This is a genomic window from Nitrospira sp., from assembly GCA_029194665.1.
Classification (GTDB): Bacteria; Nitrospirota; Nitrospiria; order Nitrospirales; family Nitrospiraceae; genus Nitrospira_D.
Genome location: JARFXO010000001.1, coordinates 153,713 through 166,476 on the forward strand (window position 1 = coordinate 153,713; position 12,764 = coordinate 166,476).

The 12,764-nt window shown below is 55.7% G+C and carries 10 protein-coding genes and 1 tRNA gene; 2 read left to right on the forward strand and 9 right to left on the reverse strand.

Annotated elements, in window-relative coordinates; translation table 11 throughout:
- Genes P0119_00670 through P0119_00680 form a run of 3 tightly spaced genes read right to left on the reverse strand, consistent with a single transcriptional unit; the run spans position 1 to position 1,486 of the window.
- On the reverse strand, positions 1-387 hold the full coding sequence (locus P0119_00670; protein MDF0664565.1) for a hypothetical protein: 387 nt from the start codon (positions 385-387) through the stop codon (positions 1-3).
- A gap of 13 nt (positions 388-400) precedes the next feature.
- Positions 401-898 (reverse strand): GNAT family N-acetyltransferase, encoded by a 498-nt coding sequence (locus tag P0119_00675; protein MDF0664566.1) that lies wholly within the window; start codon positions 896-898, stop codon positions 401-403.
- Between the two features lie 6 nt (positions 899-904).
- Positions 905-1,486 (reverse strand): DUF502 domain-containing protein, encoded by a 582-nt coding sequence (locus P0119_00680; GenBank protein MDF0664567.1) that lies wholly within the window; start codon positions 1,484-1,486, stop codon positions 905-907.
- A gap of 155 nt (positions 1,487-1,641) precedes the next feature.
- Here P0119_00680 and P0119_00685 point away from each other — a divergent pair, with 155 nt between their 5' ends.
- Complete coding sequence (locus P0119_00685) at positions 1,642-1,908, forward strand: hypothetical protein (GenBank protein MDF0664568.1); 267 nt, start codon at positions 1,642-1,644, stop codon at positions 1,906-1,908.
- A gap of 895 nt (positions 1,909-2,803) precedes the next feature.
- Here P0119_00685 and P0119_00690 read toward each other — a convergent pair.
- The 4 genes from P0119_00690 to P0119_00705 form a co-directional block, all read right to left on the reverse strand.
- Entirely contained in the window at positions 2,804-3,172 is a 369-nt protein-coding gene (locus P0119_00690) for a hypothetical protein (GenBank protein MDF0664569.1), read from the reverse strand.
- An 88-nt stretch (positions 3,173-3,260) separates the two neighbouring features.
- A complete protein-coding gene (locus P0119_00695; GenBank protein MDF0664570.1) occupies positions 3,261-3,590 on the reverse strand; it encodes a hypothetical protein in 330 nt (109 codons plus the stop codon).
- Positions 3,591-3,869: 279 nt separating this feature from the next.
- A complete protein-coding gene (locus tag P0119_00700; protein MDF0664571.1) occupies positions 3,870-5,159 on the reverse strand; it encodes a nitrate oxidoreductase subunit beta in 1,290 nt (429 codons plus the stop codon).
- Positions 5,160-5,265: 106 nt separating this feature from the next.
- Positions 5,266-8,703, reverse strand: a complete 3,438-nt coding sequence (locus P0119_00705; GenBank protein ID MDF0664572.1) for a molybdopterin-dependent oxidoreductase — start codon at positions 8,701-8,703, stop codon at positions 5,266-5,268.
- Positions 8,704-9,272: 569 nt separating this feature from the next.
- Here P0119_00705 and P0119_00710 point away from each other — a divergent pair.
- Positions 9,273-9,347: transfer RNA gene (locus P0119_00710), tRNA-Gly, on the forward strand.
- Between the two features lie 100 nt (positions 9,348-9,447).
- On the opposite strand, the gene P0119_00715 is transcribed toward P0119_00710, so the two are convergent.
- Both P0119_00715 and P0119_00720 read right to left on the reverse strand, forming a co-directional pair.
- Complete coding sequence (locus P0119_00715) at positions 9,448-11,640, reverse strand: DUF3488 and transglutaminase-like domain-containing protein (GenBank protein ID MDF0664573.1); 2,193 nt, start codon at positions 11,638-11,640, stop codon at positions 9,448-9,450.
- On the reverse strand, positions 11,630-12,748 hold the full coding sequence (locus P0119_00720; protein ID MDF0664574.1) for a DUF58 domain-containing protein: 1,119 nt from the start codon (positions 12,746-12,748) through the stop codon (positions 11,630-11,632). The genes P0119_00715 and P0119_00720 overlap by 11 nt, the downstream gene beginning before the upstream one ends.
- Positions 12,749-12,764: the final 16 nt, after the last annotated feature.

Sequence of the window (12,764 nt, forward strand, 5' to 3'; positions counted from 1 at the left end):
TCAATCTCCAAACGGCCAGAATCGGAACTTGAGGTCCTCCGTCCGTTTCGATGAAATCACATCCTCGACAACCCCATCGCGGTCGAGAATGACGAAGAGATCGTCGCTCTTGATAGAAAGACGCGTGAAATTGAGGACGATCAGCAGAAGACTGCCTGCCTTTGCATCGTATCGATAATACTGAAAGACGTCTCTGCCATTGAGAGCGAGTAGCCGATCCGGGGCCCCTAGGAGATGAAGCAGCTCTTCCTTTGTTGTCGTACCTTTCTGAATGGTCTTGACAACGTCGGTTTGGAGTTCGTCGCCTAGCGTCCCTCGACTGAAGGCGCAGCTTTGAAGCAAGGAGGCGACTGCTAGAAGACAAATCAAGGAATGAGGGAATTTCATTGGGACTCCTTGCCTATTTGGAAGTGATTTCATGCCCCAGGACGAAATCTTGCTCGAAGACCGTATACGCTGACGGGGTGAGTCCCAGATGCTGGTACACAGTCTGAGCCCTGCGATTCTCTCGTTCCACGTATAACCTGAGTCCGCACACTCGTGGATCGGCCTTGGCTCTGACGAGGATATGGTCGTGCATGGCTCGAAACACGCCCTGGCCACGCCGATTCGGCTCGACATAGACGCTTTGGATCCACCAAAAGGCGCCGTTCCGCCAGTCGCTCCATTCGTAGGTGATCATGAGCTGGCCAACCGGCTTGTAGCGTTTGTCCTCCGGAAGTGCCGCGAGGACATAAAATCCATAGGCGGGGCTTTCTAAGACTGCAAGAGTCCCCTGGCGCAATGTTGCAAGATCGAGCTGACGGCGCTCTGTTTCGAGTGCCATGGCGGCATTGAACATGACGATGATATCCAGATCGTCTTGACTGGCTGGTCTGATGTGGATGCTCTCGGTCATGCTGGATCACGAGTGGAGGGATTGAGATGCGTCAAGCCATCCGCGCTTGGGTCTATAGAATCCGGCTGAAAACTCCATTTTCATCGCATCCTCAACAGGGAGATTGATCGGGCGGAGGACCTGCTCCGGGATAAAGGCAAGAAATCCTGTAAGGGGGTGGATGGCGGTCGGGACGAACACCATGAAGAGGGTGCTGGATGGTTCGACCTGGAGGGATGAAGGCGCCATCCCCATCACGAAACCCAATGCCCAGCATCCATCGCGCGGGAATGGAAAGGCCACCACTTTGCTGCTACCAAAGCGAGACCGGAAGTTTAAAACATCGGTCATGCCTTTCAGCGTGAGGTAGATGCTCTGCACGAGTGGGATCCGTTCAATGCGCTGTTCCAGCCTTACTAACAGGCCTTGCCCGATGACATGATCGCCGATGAGGCCAACAACAGCGAGAAGGATGACCAATAGCAGTAGGCCCAGACCTGGGACTGGGTCCGACATGTATCGGCCGACGACCCCGTCAAGGATGGTGAACAGAGTCGAGAGAATCAAGAATGTGACCCAGGCCGGGACCAAGACGATGAGACCTGTCACGCACGTCTTCCAAAAGAATTTAATCATGACGAGCCAGGCTTGCGGAAAACAGGTCGAGTGTATCAGAATTGGCTGAGGATGAGGAGTTCCTTATGAGAGAGCTTGCACGAGATGTCTCGTTCGAATATTCTAGGGGCATCATACATGGGAGGTCGATGACTGTGAGCATTGACAAAGAGCTTTTGGCAATCCTCTGTTGCCCGGATACCAAGCAGGTGGTCACTCTGGCGGAGGAATCCCTCATTCAGAAGCTCAATGCCGCTGTGGCACGAGGCGGAGTGAAGAATTTGGGGAAGCGGCCGGTATCCGATGTGCTCGACGGTGGTCTGATTCGCGCCGACCAGCAGATCCTCTACCCCATCCGCGACAACATTCCGGTGATGCTGATCGAGGAAGGCATTCCGCTGGAACAAATTCGTTGACCCAGCCTGCGACGTACTTCTCTGCAGTGACGGCATTGGGTCGAGAGGCACCAGACCCTGGTCCGTCGAGCGACGGTCCATCTCTACTAGAATGTCCATGGTGTCCCAGTCATGCCGGTATCTGGTCGGCGCAGTCTCCTGCGCTGGGGGGCATATGCGGTCAGGCCTGATACCTGAGGCTGTGTCGGTGTCGATACGGGATCAGTGGATAAGGATAGCCGGTTAAGTACCACCCTGTCGGATGCTCCGACCGGTGATGGATCGATACTTGATGAGGTTAAGGAGCGACAATTTGAACAGTCTTGTCGCGATTGTCAGTCTTTGAACCAGTCGAAGTGCCACAATGGACACAAAGATATTCATAAAGATTTCCGACGGGTAGAACGAGCAGAAGTCGTTCTCTCGTCGGGGTGGCCATGCGGCACCGAGGACAGAACAGGAGCGAAGCATTGAGAGAGGCGAATTGGGCTTGTGTGGTTTCTGATGAAGAGTGGGGTTGGTTGTTGGGAGCCCGGTGAGTGGTTGGAAGCCATGGAGGGCCTGATCTGTGTGAGCGCATGTTTTATATTAGTGAGAGTTGTCAGTCCTGGTCAAGGGTTAATCAATGTGAACTGATGGGGGAACGGCAGTCGGTCGAGCAATCAATATTTCCCACAACAATGGGGGGTTCGGATGTCGCTTTGGGAGTTGGGACGCCACCCGAGAGAAGGGAGAAGCGGCTGGATCGATCAGCCTGGATGAGAGGGGGTGAGCTGGTAGAGTCATGGTATACCGTTCGACAACCGGTCGATTTGGTGTCTCACGACTGGGTCACGCTGCTCCAGACGTGACTGGAGAAAGCAAGACCCATGCGGCGACATGAGAGACACGGACCGCGCTGTGATAAAGGACCGGGTTAGACGGTGGCCTTGGCGGACTCGATCTCAGTTGCTGTAATGAGGCTGGAGAGATAATCGGCAACGAAATTGAGGGCTTCCTCCCGTCCGTCGGCTCTGCGTCCTTTCTCTCTTCGCTGTACGGATAGTTCATGATCCAAATCTGATTTGACTTCCCCCAGGATTCGCTGAAGGGACGATGGCGTAAGGTTGGTATCCATGTCCTCCAGCTCCTGACAGCGATCGAGAACCCAGTTGAGGCCTTCAATACGCCCGGCGTAATGCTCCTGCTCAGCGGTGTCGATCCTTGCCATCGCAGTGGCGAAAGTCTGTGCTTCGTAAATCAAATTGTAGAAACTGGTGACTCCCCTTTGTAACGATGGATTCATAATACTCCTTATACTCCTTCTCGTTTGGATGAGCCGCAATTATACATGAGATTCGAGTGCGGACAAGGGGTATTTTTAGTTGGCAATCTTATGTGAACAGGAGGGAATGGAACTCGTTCATGAACCCGTAGTAGAGGGGTGCAAAATCTTTCAAAGAGTCCGGACTCGTTTCCTTCAAGCGCTTGAAAAAGAAGACCTGCGTACGTGGATCGAGCTGCTCCAAGAGTTGGCTCAGCTGAGCCATGGAATAACTGCCGGCGGGCACGCTAAGAACATAGTGCACAAGGCGCTCGACGAATTGCTGAGCGACATAATCACTATGCAGATAGCCATCTGGGAGTTTACCGGAAGCGAGAAACTCATCAAATGGGATGGCCTGTGCAGCAAAGGGCACTGATTGCTGCTGATGTGATGTCACGCCGGGATTGCTCCACAGTTGAATAGCAAGGACGCCATAAGTAAAAACTGTACTGGACGGTATCCATCTCGTCAAGTGCTCTGAAGATACAGTGGTGGTGAGCCAAAAGATAGATGTTTCTGGCTAGATCGGCCCTAGCACTTTCTACGATACGTGCGTAGGTCGGGGTAGTCACATGGGTGTTTGCTGAACAACGCGAGGGTTTGCCGTCCTGAAACAGGAAGGGGGCGACACCCTTGACGGACGCCGCCCCCGCGGAGCCTTGCGCTTGAGGTCGCGCTACAGCCAGGTTACCCGTTCGGCCGGCCGGATATAGATGGGCTCTTCGACTTGAATGCGGGCCACTTCTTTCCCCGACTTATTGAAGCCCAACACCGTATCGTTGTACATCTCGAACCGCTTCCCGTGAATCTGGGTTTCGAAGACTTTCGGCCCCGGAATGACATCGTACCGGAAGATGATCTGCTGGCTGGCGCGCCAGAGCTGAAGTACAGCCAACAGTTCCCGACTCGGCACCAGATACTTTTCAATGGCATTGTCCACACCAGGCCCAAACATCTGCCGGGCATAGCCACGGGGGGAATGCCGGGGCGGGATGTAGTACCCATTGGGCTCGGTCCCCCACTGCGGATACAGCGGCAAGGCCACTTGCTCGACCCGGATGGCATAGTAGAGCGGATGCCACCGGTCTTCGGCCCAGAGCCCATCCTCGCCGATCCGCACCAGGCTCTGCATCCGGATCTTGCCCACGCAGGCCGCCATGCAGCGCGTTTCCATCGGTTCGCCGCCGGTGAGCGGATCCTTCCCTTCGATCCGAGGATAACAGGCGATACACTTCTCGCTGACCCGCGTCGTCCCCCGATACATGGGTTTTTTATAGGGACATTGCTCGACACATTTCTTATACCCTCGGCAGCGATTCTGGTCGATCAGGACGATCCCGTCTTCCGGCCGCTTGTAGATCGCCTTGCGCGGACAGGCCGCCAAGCAGCCGGGATAGGTGCAGTGATTGCAAATGCGTTGAAGATAGAAGTAGAAGGTCTCATGTTCCGGGAGGCTGCTGCCGGTCATTTTCCAGGGTTCATCCCGAGAGAAGCCGGTCTTGTCGATGCCCTCGACCAGGGCGCGCATCGAGGTGGCCGTGTCTTCATAGATATTGACGAACCGCCATTCCTGGTCCGTCGGAATATAGCCGATCGCGGCCTGGCCCACTTTGGCCCCGGCATCGAAAATCGTCATCCCTTCGAACACGCCGTAGGGGGCATGGTGCTTCCGTCCGACCCGGACGTTCCAGACCTGCCCACCCGGATTGACCTGCTCGATCAGCTGCGTGATCTTCACGTCGTAGAACTGGGGATACCCGCCGTAGGGCTTGGTTTCCACGTTGTTCCACCACATGTATTCCTGGCCTTTGGAGAAGAGCCAGGTCGACTTATCGGCCATGCTACAGGTTTGACAGGCCAAACAGCGATTGATGTTGAACACAAAGGCAAACTGCCACTTCGGATGCCGTTCCTCGTAGGGATACAACATCTTGCGTCCCAGCTGCCAATTATAGACTTCAGGCATTGCGTTGCTCCTTTCAGTCGCGACCGTTATTCGTTACTCGTTCTTCGTTAAACGTCGGGACCCTCTGCTGCGATGCACGGTTAACGAGTCACGGTGAACGTCTACCTCAGACTTTAATTTTAATATGCTCACCTTTGAGCCACTTGATCATAAACTCGTTTTCTTGACCCGGCGTGAAGCCGGTCCGCACCGGTTCCCACGGCCCACGACCCCCGATGCCGCCGTCTTCCGCCTTGGTGATGCGGATGAGACATTCCTTCGGCACGGTATTGACCGCATGGTGGTCGATTTCGAACCCCCACTTCATCCGGAGCCCGTTCGAATATTTACCGGGGAGCGAGTCGGTTTGATGCATCGGCATGAGCCAACTGCGCGTAAAGGACTGTTGCGCGCCGTACCGGAAGTTGGACTGGTAGCCGGTATCGATCGCGATGGCGCGCCCGTCCGGTCTCGTTTCATGACCCTTGACCGACTTCGGCGTCGAGACGAAGGGTGCATGCTTGGCCATCGTGACATGGTACGGATAGGACGGATTGTATTTCGCGCGAATCATCAACCGCGCGACCTTGTAGTAGGGATCGCTCGGCTTCCAGCCGCGGTAGGGACGGTCGACAGGATTACCGTCGATGTACACATAGTCGCCGTCGTTGATGCCGCGGTCTTTGGCCGCTTGCGGATTGATGTGCACTTGATGTTCGCCGACACCCGGCGTCCGCTTGTCCATGCGGTAGGGATCGCCGAAGTTCGACTCGTAAATCTGTACCCAGTCGTTCACCGACCACTGACTGTGGACCCGATGCCTGGTCTTGGGGGTCACGCAGTAGAACTGGTACCCCTTCTCCCACAGGGGGTTGCTATGACGCTTGATCTCAGCCCAGGACAGCTTAATGTTCCGAATTGTCTTGTCGTCGTGGTGCTGGGCCGTGATGGGAATGCCATAGTCGTCCGGCCGCACATAGGGGTTCGTCGTGAAGATGGCGTTCGGCAAGTAGGGGGTCGCCTCCGGCCCTTCGCGATGCACGACGAAGTTTTCGCCGTACTCGATGGCTTCCGGTTCGACACGATAGGTCTCGATGCGCCCGGACCTGGTCCACATCGGTTTCGACTCGTTGGTCTCTTCCCAGAGAGGATGTCGCGGATAGGTGCGAGTCATCACCATCCAGCCCTTTTCCGACTTCAACAGCACATCGGCACTGTAGCCGTAGAAGGTGCTGGACGCATCGAGGAGCCGTTGCGCATACACATCCACGCGATTCAGATAGACGAAATGGAAGACGTCGCGCATGCGGCCGTCCCCCGTCATCTCGGCCAACTTGGCCGCCACGCCGGCAAACGTATCCGCATCGTTCCGCGTGTCGTACAATGGTCGGATGCCTCCCTTCCAAATCTGAATCCAGGGATTCGATACCGTGGCCGTCATCTCCGGGTAGGTGAACTCCATCCAGGAGTTGGCGGCGAAGGCGATATCGTTGTGGTTGACGTCGGACGTCATTTCGATGTCCTGCGTCATCAGACATTCGATGTTCGGATCGACGTTCCGCACCATGTCGTAATGGTGCTTGGCGTTGTTTAAGATGTTGACGTTCACGACCCACCGGATCTTACTGGGGGTCGGCATATGGGTCTTGCCGGTAAACACCTTGCGCCCATACTTTGGGGTATTGACGATCAAGGCGGTGTCGCCGTGGTTCCAGTACCCCGGCTCCTCGCCATAATAGTAATTCCGGTATTTGATTTCCTTCCCATGGGCATTGGCATCCAGATTGAGCCGCCAGGGATCTTCCGAGAGATGCACACCGGAGCCGACCCCGGACCAGGGCGTGGCATTCCAAATCCCCACTTTGTAATTGCCGGACCAGGTATGGCAGCCCGTGCCGAATTTGCCGATATTGCCGGTCAAGGTCGTGACGAGGGCCGCCGCCCGGCCCGTTTCCGTCATATGGAAATAGTGACAGACGCCCTCGCCGTTGTGGATGGCCATCGGCTTAATCGTGCCGGAGTCGCGCGCCCAGCGAACAATGAGGTCCTTGGGCGAGCGGGTGATCTGATGGACGGTATCCAGATCGTAGTCTTGGAGGTGGATCAGATACATCTGGTAGATCGGCAGGGCGTCGATTTCGCGGCCGTTCAGCAACTTGACCCGATAGGTGCCGGTCAGGGCCGGATCGATCCCGCTCTTGTCGAAATGCCAGCCGACCTGCTCCCGATGGAGCGGCACCGCCTGTTTCTTGGCCAAGTCCCACACCATGAAGCCCCCGAGCCGCTCGATCTGATCCGATTTCAACGATTGGATCCGGCCCGAATAGCTGTGGGAAAAGTCGGGAAATTTGTAGTTGGGCACGACATCCCGCGGATCCAAATACTGCAAAGTATCCGTACGGACTAACAGCGGCATATCGGTAAACTGCTTGATGTAGTCGATGTCCTGCATGTTCTCATCGAGAATGATCTTGCAGGCCCCGAGGAACAGAGCCCCGTCCGATTGCGGTCGCAGAGGAATCCAGTAGTCGGCGCGCGTCGCCGTCGGATTGTACTCCGGGGTGATGACCACGATGCGGCAGCCGCGCTCGATCGATTCGAGCTTCCAGTGCGCTTCCGGCATCTTATTTTCCACGAAGTTCTTGCCCCAGCTCGTGTTCATCTTGGAGAACCGCATGTCGCTCAAATCGGTATCGCAGTTTTGGGTGCCGTTCCACCAGGGCTGCGAGGGGTCCTGGTCTCCGTGCCAGGTGTAATTGTTCCAATACCGCCCCCCTTGCGCCTGATCCGGACCGACCTTCCGGATCCAGGTGTCCAGCAACGGCAGGACGCTGTTGTTGAAACGGGTATTGCCGTGCTTGCCGATGAGTCCGAGAATGGGCATGCCGGCGCGGTGTTTGAAACAACGCACCCCCGCCCCCTTCATCATCTCGATCATCTCCGGCGCATAGCCCTGCTCGCGCAGCCGCCGGGCCCCGGCTTCCCCGCTGTACCGTGTGCCGATGACGATCATCGCCTTCGCCGCATAGGTAAAGGCGGTGTCCCACGAGACCCGCAGCATGTCGTCCAAGAAACGGCTGTCGAACTTGTACTTGCGTTTGGATTCCGGGGTCAGCTCCGGCGAGCCGTCATCCATCCACTGTTTCCACCCCTTCCGCATCAAGGGCCCCTTCAAGCGATAGGGCCCATAGACCCGGCGATGGAAGGTGAACCCCTTCAGGCACATCCGTGGGTTATGGGCAAACGTCCCACGATTGCCGTACAGGTCTTCATACGTTTGGTGGTCGTAGTTCTGTTCCACCCGCATGACGACGCCGTTCCGCACAAAGGCCCGGATGCGGCAAGCATGGGTGTCGTTCGGGGAGCAGACCCACGTAAAGGAGGAATCATACCGGTATTGGTCATGATAGACCCGCTCCCACGAGCGGTCCGGATAATCCCCCAAGGGATTGCCCACTTCGATCACCGGCTGCAGGGCCGTCAGGGCCAGGACTTTGTCCGCCACGGCGGCAGCCGCGACGGTGCCTGCTGAGACCTTCAAAAATTGTCGACGTGACAAGAACATTGTGGATACCTCCTCAACGTTTAGGAACTTGAACTGGCTCGGTTTCCCTGTTTGATTTTCATATTTGCCGGAGAGATACCGGCACTAATCTGTTTTCTCTTAATCGGAATGATGGGGAACTGAAACTGATATCTTTGGCTCATCACCGACTCGCTTGTAAAGAACGTGTCGCACATAATCACTTCACACCCAGAGATTCAGCTGACATGTTTCGCAATATCCAAGCCATGTTGGCCGTACGTAGCCTTTTCGCTCATTGACGTCGTAAGTTAATGAAAAGAGATCGATCTTTCGGAATTGTGTTCTAGGAGTTTGGAGACAGATCCACGGTAAGGCGTGAGTAGCAGAGGTTACAATGTTTTGTAGTTGAGGCTATGACATGCGCCGACTCGTACTTATTATGCTTTAATATCACATGATTTGCTTAACATGCTCTGTCATTAGCGATGGCAGTTACACATAGGTAACGTTTTAAACTTGGTAACTTTCTTTTTTGCTGTACTTACAGCAGCACCCTGGCTTGACAGTCTTCAACGAGGTCAGTACACTCCGCATCTCAAACCTCGCGAGCGGGAATAGCTCAGTGGTAGAGCATCGCCTTGCCAAGGCGAGGGTCGAGGGTTCAAATCCCTTTTCCCGCTCCAATAGAAGTTATCGTTCCTTATCAGGCTGAGTGGCTGGTAAGTCCGTCTTCTTCAGGCACATATCACGATGTGTGCGGGGGACGATCGGTTTCCGATTGTGTTACGGTTTATCGAGCGCCATGAGGCAGCGAAGATGATCTTCTGCTCGGTGCAGTTCTTCTCCTGTGAGAGGAATTCGACCGAATCTGGCTCGGCAATAGAGATCTGTAATGGAGGCGACCGCCGAAGCGGCATCGCTCCACCGCTCCTGAGTGAGGCGGGCGAATTCAAGAGGTGGCATTGCAGTGAGTTTGGGAACACCTCTACGAGCTAGGTGGCTGATCATTCGTCCATAGAGTTGCGTGATGAGCTGTTCGTCCTCAGACGTCTTTTTACTGGCCGTCCCCTTGGCCCAGGGCCGCTTGATCCCTAGCCAGAGAAGAATGGCAAGGCCGATCAAGGCTGGGCCAAGCACCTCAGTCAAAGACCGTATCGCTCCTTTAGATGTATAGTCCTTTATCCCACTAAGTATGGAGATGAACGGGCTGAGGAGTGCGCTCAAGGAATCGAGTGCCTTGGTTCGGGCCGACGTACTCTCCGCTTTTAGTTCCCGCACAACGGCAAGCTGGTCCGCGGCACTATACTGGACAAAAAATCGGCTCCAGTGGAGTCTGATGGTATCCATTATTCGTTCCAACGCATGCCATGCTGATGATCCGCTGGCCAGAGTTTCGATGGAGGGTGGAGTTGGATCCATCGTGATCCATCCAGAATTCGGCAGATGCATCTCCACCCAGGCGTGGGCGTCTTGCTGTCTGACCAAGTAGTAGTTGCCGTATTCATTCCACTCGGTGGCGAGAAACCCCGTGACGAGGCGTGCTGGGATTCCGATGGTGCGGAGCATCACCACCATGGCGGTCGCATAGTGTTCGCAATAGCCGGTTTTTCGGGTGAAGAGAAACTCTTCAAGCGGCTGGTCTTGATCTCTCAGAGGCGCATCCAGGCTATAACGAAAGTTACGGGTGAGGAACGATTGGATGGCGTCGGCTTTCTCGTAGGTCGTGCGCTTCGTGTGGGCGATCTCTCTCGCCAGGGTAGCGATTCGTTCGGATTGAGCGGGGATCTGCAAGAAATGTCGGGCAAATGATTCCGGATAGAGGTTGGATTCCGAACTGAGATCCGCCGGTAGTACCGGGTTGGAGCGCGAAAGGACGGAATATTCGATTCGTGACGAACTGGGGAATGGCAAGTAGGCAGACCCGGCTAAGTCTGACTGAACGCTGGGGAACCTTCCGCTGATTCTCTCGACAAAAGCGGCAGCAAAAAGCACGGTGGTGTCGAGCGGTTCCAAAAGAATGCTCTGTCGGATGGCTTCGCCATGGTGGGCCGACGCGGGAGATCGACTACCGTGGAGGACGAACGTCCCGGTCTCGTCTTCGCTCACAGTCCGTCGGTAACTCAGTCGATTAGTCCAGGCCTTGCCGTCGTATTGATCGAATGCCACACCTCGTAAGTAAAGCCGACCCGCTTCATGTCGAGAGCTGTCGGACAACCCGACTCGCATCACGACTGTGGGATCTCGCTTGATGGGCCCGATCTCCCCCAAGTTCACCGTTTCGGAGAAGCCCGACGTGCGCATGTTCTCCCCAAAGCCTTTTTGGTAGAACCCAGCACTGACTCGGGGAATCGTAAAGAAGATCGCCAAGGTCAGACCAAAGGTTGCGAGGGCAAGCCCGTTTGCAAACCAAAAGAGTTGTGGTGTTACCTGGCTGACCGAGGCAGGAGGTTGCGCTCGCAGAGTGGCCGACGTCGTCGGTAGTCTGGTTCCATCCAGATTGTTGGTCAGCTGAAACAGCAACAGGGCCCACACAGCGGCCAAAAGATAGAGCAGGAAAATGGGGAGGTACCATAGCTCCGCCGTGAGAGAGCCGGAAGCCAGGATCGCCACGAGGCTGATGGCGTAGAGCTGGAGATAATCGCGACGAAGCTTGAGGTTGAACAGCTTGATGATCAGGAGGATCATGAGGAAGTGAATGCCTGCGGGGAGCAGTTCGCCCGAGACCCACAATACATCCACCCAGAATCCAAGAAATCCGACGATCACAAGCAGATTCCATCTCATGGCTGAAATCGACGTCAAGGCGGCGAGTGGATCCACAACCTTGCCGCCTCTGTTCCGTAAGAGGGCAAGAATCAGCGCGGCACCCGTCAGGGCAGCCAGCCATTCCGGCAGACCTGCCCCAAGCGTCAGGCCGATGAAGGACGTGGTAGCCAGCCAAATCGATGCGAACCGATGGGCGTGATCAAACTGCATGTGAGGCTCCGGCAACGACGGATCCGTTAATCAGTAGGGTGAGGTTTTCTGGCTCGGTATCCTCTGGTCCCAGCCAGGACTGCACGACGATGATTGTCGCTCCATCGAGATCCAAAGGGTGTCTCAGCGATTCTCCCGGCATAGCGGACTCTGCATGGGGCGAAGTCCGTTCGCAGAGAGCGAGCATTCGCTGAAGGTCCAAGAGGTGGAGCTCGCCTTGATCGAAGGGCGAGCGCGACGACCCCACGACCAACTGAAGAATATATCCGTGCTGCGTCAGGTGGTGAACGATGGAGGCCGTGAGGGAGACCGCCTGTTCAAACAAGGCATCGTGGCTCATTGGAGCGACGATCGGTAGATGAACGATGGCTCGACGTTGGTCTTCGGCCTCGGTTTCTCGGACCGTCAGTTGGGAGGTCCGTGCCGTCGTCGGCCAGTGAATCTTTCGCGAGTCATCTCCTGCTTGATACAGACGCAGATTGTACAAATCATTGCCATAGCCTCGTCGGTGGATGCTACGGTCCGGTCCCGCAGTGAAAAGACCCCCTAGCCATCGCTCGTCCATCGGCTTGAGTTCCGGACAGACAATGATTGCTTCTTCAAGCGGGTAAAAGGTTTGTTTCTTGAAGAGTCCGAAGGGAAACTCCGTCTCGACGCATACCCCGCTAAGTTGCAGCCGGCCACGCCGCGTGGCAATGAGAGGATACGACAAGAGTCGGCTCGCGCCTGGTAGGAGTTGGCGAACCTCCAGGCCTCGATGCAGCTCGTGACCATCGCTGACATCAAACATCGTCAGGGAAAAGCTGGGGAGCCATGACTTCCGATTCTTCGCGACCAGCGTGACAGTGGACGGTTCATTCACAAGGACATGATCGGGAAGATGACGATGGAATTCCAACCGCCGCAGACAATATTCCGCCACAACTCCCGAGGTCAAAATCAGGCTCAGCATCATCGCGAACAAGAGATAGAAGAGATTGTTGCCGGTATTGATGGCTGCGAGGCCGATCGCCATGGTGAAGAGCAGGAATTGAATGCCTTCCGAGGTCACGTTCGTTCTACGGTGGCGAAACAATCGACGGAAGAAGGAAGGAGATTGATGCGGCATGGACCACCTGCGCCGG